This window comes from Moraxella sp. CTOTU49097, from assembly GCF_032064105.1.
GTDB lineage: Bacteria > Pseudomonadota > Gammaproteobacteria > Pseudomonadales > Moraxellaceae > Faucicola > Faucicola osloensis_B.
The window spans coordinates 1-21,031 of record NZ_DAMBOA010000024.1; the positions used below are offsets into that span (position 1 = coordinate 1).

At 43.4% G+C, this 21,031-nt stretch carries 18 protein-coding genes; 10 read left to right on the top strand and 8 right to left on the bottom strand.

Annotation, left to right across the window (positions count from 1 at the left end):
* Positions 1-144: 144 nt before the first annotated feature.
* A complete protein-coding gene (locus tag RT064_RS09830; RefSeq protein WP_313063127.1) occupies positions 145-1,536 on the bottom strand; it encodes a patatin-like phospholipase family protein in 1,392 nt (463 codons plus the stop codon).
* A gap of 383 nt (positions 1,537-1,919) precedes the next feature.
* Here RT064_RS09830 and RT064_RS09835 point away from each other — a divergent pair, with 383 nt between their 5' ends.
* The 3 genes from RT064_RS09835 to RT064_RS09845 all read left to right on the top strand — a co-directional run bounded on the left by RT064_RS09835 (position 1,920) and on the right by RT064_RS09845 (position 4,394).
* On the top strand, positions 1,920-2,240 hold the full coding sequence (locus tag RT064_RS09835; protein WP_313016529.1) for a FeoA family protein: 321 nt from the start codon (positions 1,920-1,922) through the stop codon (positions 2,238-2,240).
* A 114-nt stretch (positions 2,241-2,354) separates the two neighbouring features.
* Positions 2,355-4,244, top strand: a complete 1,890-nt coding sequence (feoB, locus tag RT064_RS09840; RefSeq protein WP_313063128.1) for a ferrous iron transporter B — start codon at positions 2,355-2,357, stop codon at positions 4,242-4,244.
* A gap of 15 nt (positions 4,245-4,259) precedes the next feature.
* Positions 4,260-4,394, top strand: a complete 135-nt coding sequence (locus tag RT064_RS09845; RefSeq protein ID WP_313063129.1) for a FeoB-associated Cys-rich membrane protein — start codon at positions 4,260-4,262, stop codon at positions 4,392-4,394.
* A gap of 112 nt (positions 4,395-4,506) precedes the next feature.
* Here the strand turns inward: RT064_RS09845 and RT064_RS09850 are convergent, their stop codons facing one another.
* Positions 4,507-5,067 carry an NUDIX hydrolase gene (locus tag RT064_RS09850; protein ID WP_062332245.1) on the bottom strand — a complete coding sequence of 187 codons (561 nt, stop codon included), beginning with the start codon at positions 5,065-5,067 and terminating at the stop codon, positions 4,507-4,509.
* Between the two features lie 105 nt (positions 5,068-5,172).
* On the opposite strand from RT064_RS09850, the gene RT064_RS09855 reads away from it, so the two are divergent.
* Positions 5,173-5,832 (top strand): OmpA family protein, encoded by a 660-nt coding sequence (locus RT064_RS09855; RefSeq protein WP_313063131.1) that lies wholly within the window; start codon positions 5,173-5,175, stop codon positions 5,830-5,832.
* Positions 5,833-5,852: 20 nt separating this feature from the next.
* The gene (locus RT064_RS09860) at positions 5,853-6,452 is read left to right on the top strand and encodes an NUDIX hydrolase (RefSeq protein ID WP_313063133.1); all 600 of its coding nucleotides are present in this window, start codon (positions 5,853-5,855) and stop codon (positions 6,450-6,452) included.
* Between the two features lie 19 nt (positions 6,453-6,471).
* On the opposite strand, the gene RT064_RS09865 is transcribed toward RT064_RS09860, so the two are convergent.
* The gene (locus RT064_RS09865) at positions 6,472-8,286 is read right to left on the bottom strand and encodes a D-alanyl-D-alanine carboxypeptidase/D-alanyl-D-alanine-endopeptidase (RefSeq protein WP_313063135.1); all 1,815 of its coding nucleotides are present in this window, start codon (positions 8,284-8,286) and stop codon (positions 6,472-6,474) included.
* A gap of 355 nt (positions 8,287-8,641) precedes the next feature.
* On the opposite strand from RT064_RS09865, the gene RT064_RS09870 reads away from it, so the two are divergent.
* Complete coding sequence (locus RT064_RS09870) at positions 8,642-9,397, top strand: hypothetical protein (RefSeq protein WP_313063136.1); 756 nt, start codon at positions 8,642-8,644, stop codon at positions 9,395-9,397.
* A 74-nt stretch (positions 9,398-9,471) separates the two neighbouring features.
* Here RT064_RS09870 and RT064_RS09875 read toward each other — a convergent pair whose 3' ends face one another.
* Together RT064_RS09875 and RT064_RS09880 are read right to left on the bottom strand one after the other, a co-directional pair.
* Positions 9,472-10,119: a 3'-5' exonuclease gene (locus tag RT064_RS09875; protein ID WP_313063138.1), complete on the bottom strand. Its 648-nt coding sequence runs from the start codon at positions 10,117-10,119 to the stop codon at positions 9,472-9,474.
* A 72-nt stretch (positions 10,120-10,191) separates the two neighbouring features.
* Positions 10,192-12,084: a DUF294 nucleotidyltransferase-like domain-containing protein gene (locus tag RT064_RS09880; protein WP_313063139.1), complete on the bottom strand. Its 1,893-nt coding sequence runs from the start codon at positions 12,082-12,084 to the stop codon at positions 10,192-10,194.
* Between the two features lie 167 nt (positions 12,085-12,251).
* Between RT064_RS09880 and RT064_RS09885 the strand changes: the two genes are divergently transcribed.
* The 3 genes from RT064_RS09885 to RT064_RS09895 all read left to right on the top strand — a co-directional run bounded on the left by RT064_RS09885 (position 12,252) and on the right by RT064_RS09895 (position 15,433).
* A complete protein-coding gene (locus RT064_RS09885) occupies positions 12,252-12,458 on the top strand; it encodes a hypothetical protein (protein WP_224054540.1) in 207 nt (68 codons plus the stop codon).
* 268 nt (positions 12,459-12,726) lie between these two features.
* A complete protein-coding gene (locus tag RT064_RS09890; RefSeq protein WP_313063140.1) occupies positions 12,727-14,178 on the top strand; it encodes a hypothetical protein in 1,452 nt (483 codons plus the stop codon).
* A 91-nt stretch (positions 14,179-14,269) separates the two neighbouring features.
* Positions 14,270-15,433 carry a hypothetical protein gene (locus RT064_RS09895; RefSeq protein WP_313063141.1) on the top strand — a complete coding sequence of 388 codons (1,164 nt, stop codon included), beginning with the start codon at positions 14,270-14,272 and terminating at the stop codon, positions 15,431-15,433.
* Between the two features lie 132 nt (positions 15,434-15,565).
* On the opposite strand, the gene rapA is transcribed toward RT064_RS09895, so the two are convergent.
* From rapA to RT064_RS09910, 3 genes are all read right to left on the bottom strand, one after another.
* Positions 15,566-18,415 (bottom strand): RNA polymerase-associated protein RapA, encoded by a 2,850-nt coding sequence (rapA, locus tag RT064_RS09900; protein WP_313063143.1) that lies wholly within the window; start codon positions 18,413-18,415, stop codon positions 15,566-15,568.
* Between the two features lie 112 nt (positions 18,416-18,527).
* Complete coding sequence (locus RT064_RS09905) at positions 18,528-19,340, bottom strand: DUF72 domain-containing protein (protein ID WP_313063145.1); 813 nt, start codon at positions 19,338-19,340, stop codon at positions 18,528-18,530.
* A 42-nt stretch (positions 19,341-19,382) separates the two neighbouring features.
* Positions 19,383-19,826 (bottom strand): diacylglycerol kinase, encoded by a 444-nt coding sequence (locus tag RT064_RS09910; RefSeq protein ID WP_409519562.1) that lies wholly within the window; start codon positions 19,824-19,826, stop codon positions 19,383-19,385.
* Between the two features lie 263 nt (positions 19,827-20,089).
* On the opposite strand from RT064_RS09910, the gene RT064_RS09915 reads away from it, so the two are divergent.
* Positions 20,090-20,875 (top strand): transglutaminase-like domain-containing protein, encoded by a 786-nt coding sequence (locus RT064_RS09915; protein WP_313063148.1) that lies wholly within the window; start codon positions 20,090-20,092, stop codon positions 20,873-20,875.
* The last annotated feature ends 156 nt before the right edge of the window (positions 20,876-21,031 follow it).

Below are 21,031 nucleotides of genomic sequence, written 5' to 3' on the forward strand. Positions count from 1 at the left end.
GCTCTAGCCTTTGCTTATCATTGGCTGAAGCTTTGAATGTTCAACACAACCTAATTTTTCATAAAAAAAGTGATGGCTAGCTACCATCACTTTTTTTGACTTTTGTAAGCCTTCAGCTTGTAAAGATTGAGCGTGCAACGACGGCTAGTCTTCAAGATTTTTTAGCAAGGTACTGACCTGTGCCAAGCGTTTGCGTTTTTGGTGGATATCATGGCTGACAAAGATATCATCGGTTTCAGGTAGCATAAACCAATCTGGGTGGCGAAAAGTGTTTTCAATATCTTGTAAACCACTTTCCCAGTGTTCTTGCATGGTTGAGCCGCTAAACTCGTAGTCTTTATAGCCGCGCTCATAAGTCTTTTTGTGATAAATCAGATGAATCACGTTTTTGACACCCACTTCTGTCATTTCGCGGGCTTTATTGACGCACGATTCTTCAACTTTATCAATTTTGGCATCGTCATCGATGATTTCGAGTAACTCTTTGATAAGGCGCGTATAACGCAGCTTTTGCGCCATAAAGTCAGTGACCATGCGGGTTTTGCTAGAATATTGAATGTCTTTGATGCGCTCATCAATCTCCATCATATTCTCTGGCACCGTGCCCTTGGCATTCCACAAATCCACTTGGAAAACCAATTGCTTGAGGTGCTCTTCATGGCTTAAGATTTCATTGAGCGGCGTGTTGGACACCAATCCGCCATCCCAATAATACTCTCCATCAATCTCAACCGCTGGAAAACCTGGCGGTAGTGCGCCCGATGCGATGAAGTGATCGTAGCGCAGTTCTTCATTTTCATTGCTAAAAATAGCAAAGTTACCATTACGCACATTGACCGCAGACACTGATACTTTCATCCGATTGACGTCATTGACCAGTTTTAAATCACAATAACGCTCCAGGGTCTCGCGCAGCTTGTCGGTGGTATAATAGCTTAAGTGATTGGGGGTGGTGTCATACGGCACAAAATAACGCGGTTTAAAAAAGCCACGCTGTCCTTCAATCATGGTTTGCCAAGCCTCAGCGGTAGATTCCATTACCCGTAGCTGCTGTTTTAAAAAGCCATTTTCAAATATCCAAGGCATAAAATGGCTTACCATGTCAATCTTGCTGAGTTTATCGAGCTCATTGGCCGTTTGACGGTAGACATTCATCCCTGCAGGGGTATAGTTACGATGGGTGATGGTATTCCAAAACCCTTGCAGCGCCGCCAAGCGGTTCTCTGGACGGTTACCTGCGATGATGGCGGTATTGAGCGCGCCGATTGAAATACCTGAGATACGGTCGATTTTGATGCCTTGTTTATGCAGTCCTTCATAAATCCCTGCTTGGTAGGCACCGAGCGCACCGCCACCTTGGAGCAGCAACGATACGCTATCGTACTGTTTGACCAATTCTTTGAGGGGTGGTGTGCCTTGTGGCGTGGGTTGATTGGGGTTTGGGTTTGGTGGCTCTATCGCCTTGAGCGGTGATAAATTATCAGGTGATGGCTTGGATGGTTGCGCAGGTGTGGGGATGGTTTTTCTAGTTGACATAATAATCTCATCATCCATAAGTATAGTGGTTTTTATCTAGTATAGAATATATATCACTCAAGTATTGTAGCAAGATTTTATAGCGACAAAATGATATATGCGTGACTTTTTTGAGGGTTTTGTCATTCATGAACCTTTGATTAAACATCAACATTGCTGCTTAAATATCTATGTTGTATTAAGGTGAATACGCGCAATTTTTAAAAAACTCAATGCTATATTAAAAAAATTGAATCGCCGCTTGATTTTTTAAGACGTTAGCATAATAATAATTATCACTAAAAGATAATGTCTCTCATTTATACTTTAGTTCGTATTTACTCGCTTTCATTGAGTGCTTTATTTTCTATTTTAAAGCTAAACCGTTCGCGAAAGGCAGCAAGATGACCGTATTGACATTTTCTAATGACATGGCACCCGTGCCAGAGTCAATCTCCCCAAAAGCAGCGGCTCAGCCTTTGTTAGACCTGCCTAAACATACCATCGCTTATGTGGAAGAAGTCATTGCCAATCCTGCATTTGGTTTGCAAGACAATCTGGTGAGCCGCCGCCTGCATGATTTGGGATTTTTGCCAAATACAGCGATTAAAATCGTGGCAAAAGGTTTGTTCGGGCGTCCTCCTTTTGCTATTCAATTAGCAGGTGGTGCGCAGTTTAGTTTACGCCGTGATGAGCTCGCTAAGATTAAGTGCCGTAGGGTGTAACAATTTTTGTCACTGTTTAATAGATGTCAGGTTGAGAGATGGCAGGCGTAGCAGATGAATGGCTACGCTTTTTGTTTTTTTAGGGTATAGATAGGGTTGAGTTAGAGGGTTATTATGGCAATCACGTTGGCATTGGTCGGGGCACCAAACTGCGGTAAAACGGCTACCTTTAATGCCTTGACGGGTGCAAAAGCAAAAATTGCCAACTACTCTGGCGTCACAGTGGACAAAAAATTTGCCACGTGGTTGGGCGATCCAGCGGTCACTATCTTAGATTTACCGGGTACTTATAGTTTGCGCACCACCAGTCCTGATGAGCAAGTCACCCGTGAGGTATTGCTCGGTCAACAGGCAGGTGAAAAACCGCTTGATGGCATTATCGCGGTCGCCGATGCGACGAATTTGCGTCTGAGTTTGCGGATGCTACTGGAGCTCAAACAACTGGGCTTGCCCATGATGGTCGCGCTCAATTTATCCGATGTCGCGGCTTCACGCGGGGTGGTGATTGATGAAGATGCACTAGCCGAAGTCTTGGGTATGCCCGTGGTCAAAACCATCGCCATAAAACGTGACGGCACTGCCAAATTGCACCAACTACTCGGTGAGTTTGTGGCGCAGCAAGCCAACCAATCCGCTATCGCGCTGCGTAACGCGCAATATTTTACCCAAGTCGCTGACACCATTGATAACTTAGATGCCACTGTCTTATACCAAGAAGCTGACACGATTATCGCCCATGCGGTACGCGAAAAAGGCGCCCTACCCAATTGGCATGAGCGTTTAGACAGTCTGTTATTGCACCCATTTTGGGGCATGGTAATTTTGCTGATTGTGCTGTTTGTGATGTTCCAAGCGGTGTATTCATGGGCTGCCCCGTTGATGGATGGCTTAGATAGCCTAGTCAATATGCTAGGGACTTGGATTACCGCTCAGCTAGGTTCTGGACTGTTGCAAAGTCTATTAGTGGATGGCGTGCTTGCGGGTGTCGGCGGGGTGATTGTTTTTTTGCCGCAGATTACAATTCTGTTTTTATTTATTTTGGTGTTAGAAGATTCGGGTTATTTGCCACGCGCCGCTTTTTTGCTGGATAATTTATTGGCAAAAACAGGCTTGTCAGGTCGGGCGTTTATCCCGCTGCTTTCAAGTTTTGCCTGTGCCGTACCTTCGGTCATGGCGACTCGCACCATTCCCAATGCCAGCGAGCGCCTTGTCACCATGGCACTGGCACCGATGTTGACCTGTTCAGCACGCTTGCCGATTTATGCATTAATCATCGCCGCCGTGATTCCCGATACCAAAGTATTGGGGCTGTTTAATCTGCAAGGTCTGACTTTGTTTGCGCTCTATCTTGCTGGGATTGTATCAGCCGCTTTGGTCGCCTTGGGGCTTAAATGGATAGCTAAAGTACAAGGTCGCACGAGCTTGACAGCGCTGATGATGGAGCTGCCGACTTATCGCTTGCCCAATGTGCGCCATATTGCGATTAGCCTTTGGGATAAAGTTAAAGCGTTCTTAACACGCGCAGGCACGATTATTTTTTCGTTGTCCGTATTGTTATGGGTATTAGTGACTTTCCCAAAACCGCCTGCCAACGCCACAGGTCCTGCGATTGATTATAGTATTGCCGGTCATCTTGGGCATTGGATTCATCCGCTTTTCGCGCCGATTGGGTTTGATTGGCAAACCTGTATCGCCATGATTCCTGGTATTGCTGCCCGTGAAGTGGTGGTCGCTGCGATGGGTACTGTGTATGCAGTGAGTGGTGATGAAGCGGCGGTGAGTGAAGGCTTAATCCCGATTATCCGCAATCATTGGGGACTCCCAACGGCGTTTGCGTTTTTGGCGTGGTATATCTATGCACCCATGTGTATGGCAACGATTGCCACCATCAAACGAGAGAGCAATTCGGGAAAATATACGGCGATGATTGTGGCGTTTTTATTTGTATTAGCCTATATCGCAGCTTTTATTACTTATCGTGTGACAGGTATACTCATTAATTGATTGGAAGGACTCACTATGAACGCGCAAATGCAGACTTTTATCGTGATGTTGATGGTATTGATGGCGCTAATATATGTGGCAATAAAAGCCAAAAAGCGCTTAACTGGCAAAAATAATAGTTGTGGCGGCTGCGGTAAATGCGGTCATTGATTGAATATTATAATCTTGGTGTTTAGAACTTAGATATTTAGGGCGTATGCGCCACGCCCGTATATTTTTAGCGAACAATTTGCCGTTTAAAATTTACCGTTTAAATGGACAGTTAATCGCCCAAATGTACGTATTTGGCAATCACTTGCTGATGGATGGGAAAATTACCCAGCGTCGCTCCTGCTTTACGATCAGCAAAATAATGTTGCAGCGTTTCAATGACATTTTGGAACGCCAAGTCTTCCCAAGGGATGTCTTCTTCGGCAAACAACGCACATTCTAGGCTCTCGATGCCCACGCCAAATTTGCCATCTTTGAGCGAGCCGATAAACATCACATGAATCTGTCCGATATCGGGTATGTCGTATAGACAATATAGCTCTAATCCACTGCCGATGGCTTCGGCTTCTTCAAAGCATTCACGATTACCCCCATCTTTCATAGTCTCGCCAAGCTCCATAAAGCCTGCGGGCAACGTCCAATAACCATGCCGTGGTTCAATCGCGCGGCGACAGAGCAAAACTTTATCTTCATGGATGAGTAAACAGCCGTTGATGACTTTGGGGTTTTCGTAATGGATGTAGCCACAAGACGGGCACACAATGCGCGGCAGACTGTCCATCGGCGGGATTTTGGTTTCGGCTAGATGACCGCATTGCAGGCAGTAAGGCATGGTATTTTCCTATTCTTTTTATGTTTTGTGAGGTGAAAGTCGTTTTAAGTATGGTAGCATTGATTGCAGGTTTTTACATGATAAAAATGATTTGAGCAGCCGATTATGAGAAAGTTTAGCTTAGTATTTAGCTGGGTATTAAGTTTGGGATTATTAGCAGGTTGTAACGCGCTGCATAGCCAGCCTAATATGCAAAAACCTGTCTCAGCTATGCCAGCTTTACCGCTTGATAGTGATAAAGACGGTGTGGATGATAAAACCGACCAATGTATGAATACACCCCTAAACGTGATAGTTGATAGTGTTGGTTGTCCTTTAGAATACAATTTGCCAAGTGAGAGCATGTTTGAATTTCGAGTTTTTTTTGATAAAAGTTCTGCCACAATAAAACCTTTGTATTTACAAGAATTGCACCATGTGGTGAAAAATAGGCTTAAAAGTCGAAGTGATGTTACAGCTGTCATCATTGCTGGCACTTCTTCTGATGAAGGTGACTTTAAAGCCGAAAAAATGCAGCTATCTAAACAACGTGCGTTACAATTAAAAAATGCGTTTATTCAACTCATCGGTACTGACCCAAATAATACCATCGCAATCGGTTGCGGTGACTATAACGCCATTGCTAATGAGCATAGTGAGAATGGCAGTGCATTAAATCGTCGAATCTATATGCAGTTTGGTAGTGATATCGACAATAGACAATTAGTTTTAGATAAATTCGGTCAACTCAAAGCGCCCTATAAACATTGCGAAATTGCCCATTAAATTTTGATGAATTAAAAAATATGTCCACAACTAGATTTCAAAGTCCTTTACTGAACCAACTGGCAGAGCGTATCGCAAAACTGCCATTCGACCCCACGCCGCAGCCGTATTCGGTACTCATCGCCATTACCAATGAAGCTGAGCCAAAAATTTTGTACTCGTTGCGCGCTTCGGATATGCGAGAACATGCTGGCGAAGTATCATTTGCAGGTGGCAGACGCGAAGACACAGACGATAGCAACCAAGCTACCGCGTTACGAGAAACGCATGAGGAAACCGGTATTCATCCCAGTCAAGTGACTGTGTTGGGCGAACTGCCCCTACAATTTGCCAAAAGCGGTAGACCTGTCAAGCCGATTGTGGGGGTGATACCACCCAGCGTTAACCTTGTGCCAGAGATGTGCGAAATTGCAAGGCTATTTTGGGCAGACTTAGCCACGCTTATTCGCCAGCCGACCATCGATTATGCGTATGATTTGGGTCGGCAAGTGATGGTATCACCCAGCTTTATCATTGATGGCGAGACCGTGTGGGGCTTGACTGGGCGCATCACCGCAAGCCTACTGGAAATGGGATTTGACCGCCAGATTGATTGGTATTTTAATATTCACGATAAATAGCCAATCAACCACAAACTAATTACTGCAGCGCTGTCCATGCTAGCATTTCATCGAGCACGGCTTTGGCATTGCTATTATTTTTGACATTGTCGGCATTAATCATCCCAACCACTGCATACCATTTTCCTGATTTGCCTTGAACATAGCCTGCCATGCTGGTGACATTATCGAGCGTGCCTGTTTTGATCCAAGCATGCCCAATGGCAGGGTTATTTGGCTGGCGCAGTTTGAGCGCTTTGATGGTACCCGACTCGCCTGCCACGCCCAACGAATCACGATATACGGTAAAATTGGGTGAATGATAGGCAAGAGTTAGCAGCGCTAACATACTATTGGGCGCCACGCGGCAATCACGGCATAAACCTGAGGCTCTAGTCATCACAGGGGGCTGTGCTTGGGGCAGCTTTTGTTGCCACCACTGGTGGATGTAGGCAAAGGTTTTTGGATAAGTGCTGATACGCTGCTTGTCGGCATATAGTGGTAGCGACAAGGCGATTTGTTCCGTCATCACATTGTTGGAGTGCTGATTGATGTCTTTGATTTGTTCGTGCAATGGATTGGAGGCGACATAGCCAACCAATTTTGGGGTCAAGGGTTTGCCAAAGTATTTTAGGTATAAGCGAATATACCAAGGTAGCGCTTGCGGTATCGCCTTGGCTTGCTGCATATAGGGCACTGAAGGGTTGGCAAATTCAATATTCCCTGTAAAATTTGGCAAGATTTTTTGCCAGTCGGCGATGATTTGTTGTTTGACCAGCACATCCCCATCAGGAAACGTCAGATAGCGCTTTTGCTCACCACAAAAGGCGGATGCGGTTTGGTGAAAGCTCAATCCTGTGGACGTCAATGTCCCAATCCAATCGTCTTGGTTGCTATTGCAAGGCGCTTGACTGGCTTTAAGTGTTGTAGGCATAGTAAAGTTTGCCAGTGCAGGCTTTAAGTTGACTTGATACGCCGCTACGTCTTTGGGATTAATCGATGGTTTGCTTTGGATTTGCTCAAGATTTGCCGCTTCGTTATAAAGGTCAGATGTGTTCGAAGTAGTAGCCCTGCTATCACTAGCGGATGCCTTAGCAGGTTTGATAGCTGCTATTGCGTTAGGTTTTGCTATTGGCACTAAATCCATTTCCACTGTACCAAAATTGGTCAATAAAGCATTGGGCTGGGCATTATAAGGGCGTAACCCTTTACCATCAAACGCGTTAACATCAAAATCCACCCCTTGAAACTGCTGATTATCGATGATTAAATTGCCTTGCACCTGCTGAATACCCTGTGCTTTAATCATGGCAAGCAGCTGGTACAAGCGCTCGTTTTCCAGTTTTGGGTCGCCACTGCCCTGCACAATCACATCGCCATAAAGCGTGCCTTTCCACACAAAACCATGCTGATACAATTTGGTTTGCCAAACAAAATCTTTGCCCAAACTATCGAGCGCCACGTAAGTGGGAATCAGTTTTTGCGTAGATGCAGGGGTACGTGGCACATCAGCGTTATAACTAAACAAAGCCGTTTGTAGCGCAGTTGACGCTGCATTTTGCGGATTATCCGTTAGCGGTTGTACCACCATACTCATGCTATCGGTCGGAATATTGGCTTGGGCAAGTTTGGCTCTAATCGCTTCAGGTAGCTTACTGACTGGATCGCGCTGCCCCATGACTGCATGGCTTTGCTTGGTCACTGGGTCAGTGGGTATTGGCGGCTGGACTTGTGTGGTATCTGACGTATGACCCACCAAGGACAGACAAGCCATCCCTAGCAACAAACCTGTTTTTAAAGACAATAATTGAGTGGCGCGGGTTTGCAGACCCACGGATTGGCGCGAATTTTTCATAACAACAGCAACAATGTGAAGAATCTATACTAGGTATCGAATCTTATTAGGCAAAAATAAATTAGGCAAAAATAAGCTGCCACCTTATCGCTTTTTGCCATAAAAATCCACCTGATTTCATAGCAAATCGGCTAAAATTAAGGCATTTAGACAAACTGCCGTAGCCTTCTGTTGCAATTCTCTACATTTCAATTTTTAGATATTTGCTAAACTGTCGCCTAATTGCCACATTTCAGTCACTGCTATTGCCGTTTTGGATTTCAATCGAGAACGCTGACTCCAATTGTTTTGGGTGAAAAAATCATTTAGATTAAAGCTGTTTAGATTAAAAAATTATTTAGGTTAAAAAAAATTTATGTTAAACAAATCTATCGCCACCTCTGCCATGACTATAGGTGCTATGAGCCTTGTGCTAGCGTTATCTGCATGCTCAAAAAAAGATGACAAAGCCGTAACCACCACTGCTTCTTCAACGACGACCACCACGTCAACCTCTACGACTACTGCACCTGTGGCGGCTTCCCAAGTCACGCTTAGCGCGCCTGCTAGTGCTGCCGTTACTACCACCGCCTCGTCAACCACGACAACTGTCACCACGCCAGCGACTGCAGAAAAAACCGCCAACGTTAGCAGTGCGCCTACAGTTGCCGCCAATAATGCCGCGGCTGCGACACCCAATCTTGCCCTAAAAGCGGATTTGACTCAGTTATTTAAAACCTTAAACGAGCTTGACCGCAATACCCAAGCCAAACAAGCAGAAATGGCAAAAAAAATGCAAAATGCCAAAACGCCTGCTGACCAACAAGCTTTCTTTAAAGAAGTGGTGGCACAGTTAGACTTGCAAAAAGCCACGCTTAACAAATTAAAATTTAATGACCCCCGTGTCGCACAAACCCGCGATAAAATGGTTGAAAGTATTACCAATAGCCGTGCCGGTACGGCGGCTTTAATTAAAAAACCAACGGCAACTCCAGAGACCAATCCAGAAATTGCTAAGTCGATGGAAAAAGCGCAAAAATCTGCTGAAGAAGCCCGTACCATGTTGATGCAATTAACTGAGGAAGCAGGCATCAAGCCGAAAGGCGCAGACACCGCAGCTAGCAAAAAATAAAGTCATCTTTAAATAAAAAACTCTCATGATGAGAGTTTTTTATGCCGATTAGCTTTTATGACTTCATAAGCCTGCTATGACTGTATCAGGTGGGTAAACAACATGGCAGTCATGATGGCATCATTAAGAGAATTATGGGCAGGTAATCGCGGGATTTGGTATTCTTCTAGCAGTTGATTGAGGTGTGGTAACTGCCCAACTTGGCTGGGGTCATGTCGATGCTGATTTTGTTGATACAAGCGACTGACATCGACAAGTTTATTAGCCAGTTTCACGCCCAAAAACGGTTGGACAATGGCATTTAAAAACGCCATATCCATGTCCACACAGAACCCAATTATGGGACGGTTTTTAAGCATTGGCAATAATTGGGTGAGCATCTCGTCATACGATAAGCCATTGTCGACATCTATCGGTCTTAATCCGTGAATCACAATGGTGTCATCGGTGGGCATCACAGGCGGACGGCATACCAAGGACAGCGCGCTATCGGTATCAATCACAAATCCGTTACTTTCTTTGCGCACCTGTACTGCACCGACACTTAAAATATAATCTTGTTTGGCATTAAGCCCGGTCATTTCTAGGTCTAGGCTCACCCACTCATTGGGGACTTTAGATAGCGGGGTATCAAACAGATAAGCGTATTCCGGCTTGCTGAGTCGCTGTTTTTGTCGCTCAAGTTTTTGACCGCCGAACAGATTTTTGATGCGATGAAACATGGCTTTTCTCTAGGCAATTAACAATATCTATTCAATTAACGATATATGCTCAATTAAAAAATATCTACTTAGTTAAAAAATATCTAGGCGATAATGATGGGTAATAAAGGTTTTAAAATCTTTGACCATCGCCAAACATTCTTTTAACAAGTCTTTTTCCAGTGCTGATAAGTGATTGGGATTTACCGCTCGCGCTGTTCTATCCTGGGTGGTCAATGCCACATCCAGTCGTTTTGCCATAAAAAAATCCAGTGCTTCTGCCAGATTTTGCGCCATGGTGTCATCTAGCACGTGTTGCTGTGCCAGCTGCTGCAGTCGGCTTCTGGTATTGGTGTCAGTGATTTGATATTCCAATGACAAGGCTCGCACGCCATGGACAATCGGGAATATCCCCGCTTTTTTTAGGTCAATATCGGTTTCACTGGCACCGACAAATTTTTGCCACCAACCACTGCTATCGCCAAATTGTAAAATTGGTTTGGCAAAACGGTTGATAAAGTTACTAGTCGCCATATTTTGCGCGCTGACTTGCCAATGTTTTTGCAGCTGCTCAAAGAGCTTAATATCGCCGCAAACAAAATGCGCATCGACTAAGGTCGCAATCCACATCATATCGTCACTACTGCCACTCACATACCATGCGGTGATTTGTTTTTCAAAGGCGGTTGAAGTTTTTCGCCAACGCTCGTTGCTAAGCATAATCTTGCCATCGCAATAGGGATAACCCATGTTCGCCAATGCCTCATTGAACTGCGCGGCATAGCTGGGCAGATTGTCATCTTTAAAACCATTGCGGATAATCAGCGCGTTGTCTTGGTCAGTACGCAAGATTTGTTCACCACGCCCTTCTGAGCCCATCACAAACAGACAAGTATTGTAGAAGGTGATAGCAGGCACAATTAGCTGCCATACCTTGGCAAACACTTGTAAATTCAAGCTTTGCACCATTCGGCTGATAACATGGATTTTGATGCCGCTGGCGTGCTGCTCACGGATAAATTTACCAATCAATTCCACCGCCACCGCAACATCCTCTAGGCTCTGCGCTTGCTCAATACGAGCAACAATAAGATTGGAATGGTTGGTTAAAAAACTCAGTAATTCGGTTTGTCCCAAAATCCCAATAATTTGACCTTGACTGTCAATAATGGGTAAACGGTGAGTACGAGTTTGTAACATGGTCAGCAAGGCTTCACTGACATCTTGCGATTGATGCACCGTATGGATTTTAAAATTAGTAAAGTCCAGCACAGGCGTAGTAGCAAAATCAACTTTTTGCCCAATCGCGCGGCATACATCAGTTTGGGTAAAAATACCGATACGCTCGACATACGCTGCGATGGTGGATTTTTCAACGCCTTGTGCAATGAGTTTGTCACGCTCTGCTTCAGTCATTCGCGCTTGAGACTTAACCAAAATATGCTTGATGTCAAATTGGTTCATCGCCATCGTGGCATCGTATAACGTTGCCGTATCATCGATAAAATGCGGTGGTTTGATATGCTGCCCCAAATTGGCAATCGGTTGATATAGCAGTTTTTGACTTTCACTTTGGGCGAGGCGCGCTTGGTGATGGTTGAGACGCGCAGCGACATCGGCAAACAAGGCATTTTTTAACGTGGGATTTTGCTCAGTGATTGCGCTTAGCACTTGGCCATCGATACGGTACATCAGACTTTGCTGCTGGGTGATAAAGTTGAACACGCCGTTTTGCCTGACCTTGGTATCAAACCAATCGCCTGCATTTAAGGTAGAAATCAACGCATCGCCTTGTAATTGATGAACAAAGCCTTTAAGGATAATAAAAAAATCCCCTTGCCATCCAGTGGGTATAGGCTGTAAGTTGTCCAAATAGACGATTTTACTGTGCTGCTGCAGATGGGTTCGCTGCTGAGCGCTTAGTGTATCAAACGGAGGCTGGTGTAGATGTTGTATGTCCAAAGTCTGTATCGTTGAGCCACTCATATCACCATCCTTGTATTGCGGCTAAAAATAAATCCCATGTCCTATGAGTCCTGTTAGATTATAATCAAAGTTGTCTGAGGCAACAATCATGTTTCAACAAATATCGATGGGTCGTCGTATGTAATTTACACCCGTCAAACATATCAGTATGGGTAAAGGGTAAACAGATGAATTATTTAGGTTTTCTTTGTTTGGGCTTAGGGATTTTGACATTGGTCGCGGGTATGCTATGTTTTTTATTATCTAAAGTCAGTAAGGAGCCGCCTGTCAGGTATAAAACCCAACGCATTGCGATGGTGCTGTTGCCACTGGCAATTGTACTGCTTAGTATCGGACTCAAATTTAGTATGAGTGTGGTGAATCCTGAGAGGTAATTTTTATTAGTTTTAAGGGACTTAACATTTTTTCAATATTAACGTTAATTCATTGCGAGTCTAAATGTACCTACCCTTAACCATAATTATGTTAGGGTTATAAAAAATACTAAAAAATAATTTTTATTTTTCTTATCTATATTGTTGCTTTATGTAACAAAAACTTTTAGTTTTCTAAATATTTGTTAATATCATAAAAGACTTTAGTTCACTCTTTTTAACTAAAATTGGTTAACTAACTCTTTTTATCTAAACTTAGGAGATATATATGAAAATTAAAAAACTCTCAATTGCAACCCTTTCTATTATGTTAATGGCAAGCGGATTGACGGCTTGTGGCGGTAGCGACTCATCTTCATCCAGTACAGGCAATGCGACAAATCCCCCTGTAAACACCAGTTTATCAGAAATTGAACAAGCCAAAGAAATTATTCGTACCGCAAAATTGTTTATTACTGACGCTGATTCAGTCGAAAAAACCTATGCGAATGCCAGTGCTCTATTGACAGACAAACAGCAACAACGTTTCGGTACAGTAATGGACGTGCCTTTCTTCTTACATGAATATATGCGGGAAAATAATCTGACAACCTTAACGGCTGAACAAATCAAAACTTTAACCCAGCGCACCGATAGTTATGACACTTTGTACAGTATACTGGGTGATGTAAGCTTGGTACCAAGTAGCGATTTTAGTATTCGCCGTGGTACAGATGACACACTTAGTGTGAATGGCACCTTAACGCTTAATCAAGATATTTACGAATACGGTTCTGCAGCCAATAATTATAATGAAACTTTATTAACCACAGATACTTACACAGCAAACTTTAATGGTTATAGTGATACCTTGGACAAGGTTCAAAACAACACTTCGACGATTACGGGTGCTTTTGGATTTAATAGTATTACTATAGGTACGGGTGCTGAAACAGTTGTCATAAAAGCCAATCCAACGGCTGGCAAATTTACGGCAAACCTTAGCAAAAATATTGATTATAACTATAACTACGGTCTTGAAGATGCTAAAAACGCAGGTGTGAGCCTAAACAAAGGGGAAGCAAGCTTTAAAAATGTCGTCTTGACTGCCAATAATAATACTGTTGTTGCTGACGAATTATCAGCCAGTGCACTGGATATTACCAATATTGTTAACGGTAAGACCATTAGCCGCACTATACCATATCAATTTAAAGTGGCTGGTCAGTTAAAGATGGCTGTGCCAAAAACTGATGTCGCTATTTCACTGAATGCGACGGCAAAAGATACAGATGTCAAAAACATCTTTACGATTGACGCTAACGGCGATGCGGTCGAACGCAATAACATGACTGTGCCGGTCACTGCATTGATTAGCATCAAAGGTCAAGCGACAGGCGAAAACAATAAAACTATTCCATTAGATTTCCAAGCAACCTTAAATCGTAAAGCCAACAAAGTCATTAGCCTTGATAATTTGGTTGCTACCGTAGAAGGTAAAACACTATACGCATTGGGTACGAGCAATTTTGATGTCAATAATGAGTTATTAAACTCGGAAGTTACTTTCAAACAAAACAAAGCGACGATTACTGTCAAGTTTGACAAAAATAATGATGCTATTAGCACGAATGGTAAACTCGCGGACATCCTTGTTAATGGTAAAGACTATGGCGATTTAATCCAAAATGGCAGTATGATTACTGCTAAATTCACTGATAATAGCTTAATCACACTTTAATACGTGATGATAGTTGCTTTAAAGAGACAGTTTGCTGTCTCTTTTTATTATCTTAATTAAAATAATCTCTTATGACAGTTCGGTGCTCAACTTGAAACTTTTATTTAATGCCAACCGTTCTCAAGCATCTTTGCAACTACTATCTGCATTGCTACTCATATCTTACAGTTTGAACAGTCACGCCCAAGCGGATACCTATGAATCTGAGAAACCTTATAACATTCAGTGGGAAACTGACATTACCAGTTACAGTCCGACTCAGTCGATTGATAGTTTTACCGATGATTGGGATGAGCCTTTAGAAAATGGTGATTTTGCTTATATTCAAGGTCGCAGTGACATCCGCTATTCTACTGACCAAAGCCCCCTAAGCTATGCTTTAAATTACCGTTATGATTATCTTTTATCTTTTAATCCTGCGACTGCTCAAGTGTATTGGGATTATAAAAATAACAAACTACCGTCAGAAAACCGTCGTTATCCATTAACACTTACTGCCGATTATAGTGAGCGCTTAGGGTTTGGTATTGCCAATCAATTTGAACTATCAAAGCAATGGCAGATAACGCCCCAGCTCAATATTTGGCAGGGATTACATGGGTTAACTGGCACTTTAAAGGGGGATTTAACTACCAAAACTGCTTATGATGAACAGCGTAAGCTTGTTGATACGGTAAGCGTAGCAACTATTGATTTGTCTTATCAATATGACAAACCCGCTTTAAAAGAGGATCGTATCGGTTGGCAGCCTAACAAGCCAAATGGTATTGGCTACTCGCTTGACTTACATATAAACGGCAAATTACCGTACGATACCACTTTAACGGTTGATGCTTATGATATCTTAGGAAAAATGTATTGGCACGATATGCCAATGACAGATTATAACTTTAACTACAGCGCCATTGGGCGTCCACCGTACACGCTAGAAGGACAGCTTAGCAAAAAAGACTTGATGCAAAACTTACCTTGGCATGTTCAAACTGCCATTGAAAAACGCTTTACGCCGGCTTGGTCGCTTGGTTTATATAGTGAGTTTAATGAGGTAACTAATTTACACCAACTAGTGCTAACGCATCATACCCAATTTAAACATACGCCATTGGCAATGACTGGCTTACTAGAACCCCAAACTAAAGCTATCGGTCTGCAAATCAAGCATAAAGACTTTGGCATAAGTTATCTAGCCGATGACTTAAACATGAATGACGCCAAACGCGTCGCACTCAATTTTTTTGTACGACACGATTGGTAATCTCTACTGAACGGATTTTAACATCACAAGGATAGCAAGGGGGTTGATTGCGAGGGGTTGTTATACCACTAATAAAAAGGTCAGCCTAATATAAGCTGACCTTTAACCTAAATTAACCTAAATTCAAAACAATTAAGCGGGCTTGACAGCGACTAGCACACGGATACTATCAGGGATTAAGGATAAATGACCTAGGGCATGTAAGCCTTGTTCTTGCAAACGCTTTAATTGATTGATTTCTGCGTCTCGTACATTCGGATTGATGGATTGCAAATATTGCAAGCGCTCCACTTCACGCTCATAGCGCTGATTAAATACCTCTTTGGCTTGCTCACTTATCGCAGGTAATTGCTGGTTTGCCAATGCTACTGCCTGCTCATAGCGCACTTCGATGATGTCTTTACGCGCTTTAATGACTTGACGCGCACGGGTTTTATCCAAGCGATGAATATGCGACACAATCATATCAGGCGCGATTTTATCGCTAAAATCAGTCCCTTGCTGGCTTAAAAATATCCGAATGAGCGGCTTTGGCAAAAATGCGGGTAAATTAAGTAGCTTTGGTGCAATCGCTTCAACACGAAAATTAACTTCGACCAAGACCAGTCCTTCAGGCATGGCATTACTTTGTAAAGTTGCAACCGTGGTATTACCAAACGTGCCTGCGTTGACCGTTTCAAAGATACTTTGCATCAAAGGATGCTCATAAGTCATAAATTCCATGTCTTCGCGTAGTAACGCTTGGTCACGCTCAAAGGTCAAGGTCATGCCATCTTCAGGCACTGCCAGTCCTTGCACTTGCACTTCATCGCTCGGATGCAGCATCAATGAGCCATCACGCTGTCCACTATATTCCATATTGATGGACGACATAAAGCGTTCAAACAAACGTGGCAACATGTGGGTATCATCAAAATCACGCATGGTGTAAGCGATTTTACTGGCGACACGCGGGCGACAGGAATTGTATTCAAGTAATCTGTCACGCCCTGCTTGCATGGCTGCTTCTAATGCAATACGCTGGGAGTTGCCTTCTTCAATCAACTGATCTAACGTAATTTCTTGACCCTCATCTTCGACTTTTTGCCCTTCAAGCAGCGGTTTTAAATCCACAATAAACTGCTCTTGAACGGTTTGCGCCGTGGGTGAGATTTGGTTAAAAATATTTAGCGCTTCGTTATACCAACGGTACATACGTTCAGTCGCCGTGCCTTCGACAAAAGGCACATGAATGGTAATCTCGTTTTGCTGGCCAATCCGATCGAGACGACCAATACGTTGCTCTAATGTATCAGGATTGGCGGGCAAATCAAACAACACCAAATCACTGGCAAACTGAAAATTACGCCCTTCAGAGCCAATTTCAGACGCCAACAATACTTGCGCGCCTTCAATATCGGCAAAATACGCAGCCGCTTGGTCGCGCTCCAGTAGGGTCATTTGCTCAGTAAAAATCGCGGTTTTAATGCCTGCATGCAATCGTAACACTGCCTCTAAACTCTCAACCGTTGCCCCACTGCGCGCAATCAGCAGCACCTTTTGATGTTTTAAGGTGTTTTTAAGCAAATCAACCAGCCAAGGCACCCGCGGGTCTTGTTCCAGCCAACTGCCATCGGGCTGTAACTCTTCTGGCCATAATTGTTCGCGCAATTTACCTTGGGTGTGATAACTGTCTTGCCAACTTATCGGTAGCGGCAGTGGGTACGCCATTGAGCGCCGACCTTTGAAGCCAGAAATAAGCTCAGACACGCTCTCACGGGTGTTGCGAAATAGCACACGACCAGTACCATGACGATCTAACAATTCATTGATGGCGCGCGCACGACCTTGCTCGTCATCACTGATGTCATGACCTAACAACTGCGCTAATGCTGATTTTTGGTTATCTGACAGCGATTGGTCACTCAATAACACTTCAGCAATTGCGGCGGTTTGCGCAAAATTTTCTTCTGCATCGATAAAGTCGTCTAAATCATTAAAACGATTGGGGTCTAACAATCGTAACCGCGCAAAATGGCTTTCTAAACCTAACTGCTCAGGGGTTGCTGTGAGCAACAAAACACCTGCGGTTTGTTCGGCCAAATCTTCAACCAAATCGTATTTGTCATTGCCCCCTTGCTCACTGTCCCAATGCAGATGGTGCGCTTCATCCACAACCAGCAAATCAAACCCCGCTTCCAAGGCTTTTTCATGCAAATCTTCATGGTCAAGTAGCAAATCGATACTGGCAATAATCAACTGCTCAGTCGTAAAAGGATTTTGCTCAGGGTCATGCTCTGCAATCGCTGCGGTTCTGACCAAATCAAAAATCGCAAACTCCAGATTAAAACGGCGACGCATCTCAATCATCCATTGGTACTGCAAACTATCAGGTACCAAAATCAAAACACGTTCAGATTTGCCGGTGATTAATTGCTGATGAATAATGAGACCCGCTTCAATCGTCTTGCCAAGCCCTACCTCATCGGCAAGCAGGACACGCGGTGCGATACGTTTACCTACTTCATGGGCGATATACAGCTGATGCTCAATAATATCGACACGTGCGCCCATCAAGCCTCTTAGTGGATGAGATGCCAAATAGGCTTGGGTACGCAGTAGCTCTTGGCGCAGTTCGTACCAATCATTTTGGTGGATACGACTGGCGAGCAAGCGCTCAAGTGGTTTTGCCAAATTAATGTTAGCCGCAAGACGCGTTTCCATAATCGCACGGTCATGACCTTCAACCGAGTATTTATAGACGCCATTGGTTTCTTCAAAATCGCTGACCACATACGATGCGCCATCTTGGTCTTGTATGGTATCCCCTGCTTTGAAGGTCACACGCGACAAAGGCGCCGATGTCTTGGCATACACACGCGTTTCTTCACTTTGCGGGAACAAAATATGCACGCAGCGTTCATCAACGAGCACGACGACGCCCAGCCCCAATTCATTCTCTGTATCCGACAGATAACGTTGTCCAATCGCAAAATCAGTCATACCGCTTAACCATGCTTCCAAATTAGAAATTTAAATGATGAAAAGTAAAACTGTTTATGATAGCAAAAATTACATTTTCAAGTGAATGATTTTGTTGATAGCGGCTGTTTACTCATTCATCATTCTCTATCAACGGACTGACGACTGGCATGGCTTCGGTCATGAGCGCTTGTGTGAGCATCTCAATATTATACACCGCGTGACCTTTTACCGTATTTTCAAAGTAAATATACAAAGTATCAAAATTGGCTTGTTGATTGGCAATGGTCTTTGCCCAAGCCTGCATTTCTGCATCACTGTATCGATAATCATGCCGCTCGGCTGCCGAATGGGCATCCCACCAGTCTAAGTTTTGCCCATGCATGCGTAAATAACCGATGCGGCTAGTAAATAACAGCCGACTGGGCGGTAAACCATGGATATTTGGATAGTCCACACTACACCAAATCAAATTTTGCTGCTGAAAACTGGCATAAACTTGCGGGATATGCCAGCTTTGGTGGCGAAACTCTATCGCCAATGGTAACCCATCAAACCAACTGGTCAAGGTTGCCAAATACTGACGATGCGCCACCGTTCTATCAAAACCATGCGGAAATTGAATCAATAACGCAGCCAAGCAATCTGCCGCTAAAATAGGTTCAATCGCCTGCAAAAAAGCTTGCGCGGTCTCTGCAGTGGCGGTTAATCGGTGGGTAAAATCTTGGTGAATCTTAATCGAAAATTTTAGCTGCCCATTGGATTTTTTGAGCATACCTTCATACGCTTTTCGACCTAAAGGCGCATAGAAGCTACTATTGATTTCAACAGTGGCATAATGACGACTATACTCGGTTAAAAATTCGGTTTTTTTGGTGTCAGCAGGATATAGGATCCCCAAAAAATCCGTATCACTGTATCCACCCGTTCCGATATAGATGCTCATAGAAAATTGGTCTACTCAATTGCAAAATTAACCCATCATTGATTAATAGAAATTAATAAAAGTCGTATATAACGCCATCATCCATAACAAAAATAGCATCGTCAAGGCTAATAGCTGCGCGGCAGAACCTACATCTTTACCCATCTTTGCCAATGGATGACGTTCTGTCGATGTATGGTCAATCGACGCTTCAATACCGGTATTAAACAACTCAACGATAAGAGAAAAAAACGATGAAAACACCAGTATCATTTTAATCGGCATCATAAAAGGTAAAAAAATCAGCGCAACTAATAAAATGCTATTGAGCCATGCAACCTGTCGAAAAGCCGCTTCATTTTGATACGCCGCAACCAAACCATCTTTCGAGTAACCTGCGGCATTGATGATACGTTTGAGACCCGTTTTTCCCTTGGTCTGCGCCGCATATCCTTCTAAATGGCTAGCAAATTTATTAGGACGCTGATTTGAACTAGGTGATGTCATGGTGGTCATTGGGTTATAAAAAATTTTCTCATTCTAACATAGATTAATCCCAGAATTTTCACAATATCTACTGCCGCGAGCATTGATATCCCTTGATAAACAAGCTTTAAATTATGAGAATTTAAGTGCAAATAAAATCTATAAATATTGATTGCCATTTTAATGATAATGGCATAAATTCTAAGCCTTCTGCTATTTTTTGCAGCCACCACTCCACCTTGCAATTTTTAGTTAGTGTTGTCACCTTATTTGATGAAAAATCTATGATGAAATTACGCGCCACTTGCCAACTCGATTATCACTTTTCTCAGCCAACCCCTGCAGTGTTCCTATTACGACCGCAATCAGGGTTAGCACAGCAGATCACTCAAGAAGAATGGCAAGTCACGCCACCCTTACCAGTTACAAGCTATAACGACAATTTTGGTAACTTATGTGACAGGGTTTTATTTCCAATGGGGGATTACCAAGTTAGCCTAACAGTTGAACTCTATACTAGCGAATGGATAGACGTCGCACCCGGTATGCCAAAAACACCGATTGAGCAGCTGCCTTCAGATACGATGGTATATTTGTTACCCAGTCGCTATTGTCTGCCAGAATTTCTACTTCAAGAAGCCCAAATGATAACCCAAGATTTTGCCGACGGTTATGACAAAGCAGCGGCAATTTGCGCCTATATTCATCAAAACTTTACTTATCAATATGGGAGTAGTACAGCAGAGACCACAGCACTAGACACGTGGCAACATAAAAAAGGCGTTTGTCGTGATTTTGCCCATTTGGGTATTAGCCTGTCGCGGGCATTAGATATGCCGGCTCGAATGGTGGTTGGCTACTTATATCAACTTGACCCAATGGACTTACATGCGTGGTATGAGGTTTTTATTGGCGATCGGTGGTACACATTTGACGCCACGCAATCTGCGCCAAAAGGCGGTCGTGCGATCCTAGGTTATGGAAGGGATGCTGCGGATGTTGCTTTTGCGACTTTTTTCGCGCCATTTGAATTAAAAGATATGAAAGTTAACGTTGAAAAAATCGATTAATTTTGGCATAAACATTTGAGATTGAAGCCTTGGTTAGAAGGCTTTAATGCCAATTTTTGACATCAAGATGCAAAACTTCCTTGGGAATTTCAAAGACCAATAAAAACACCCCCTTACTGTTGTAAGGGGGTGTTTTTGGGATAGGGAGCTGACGAT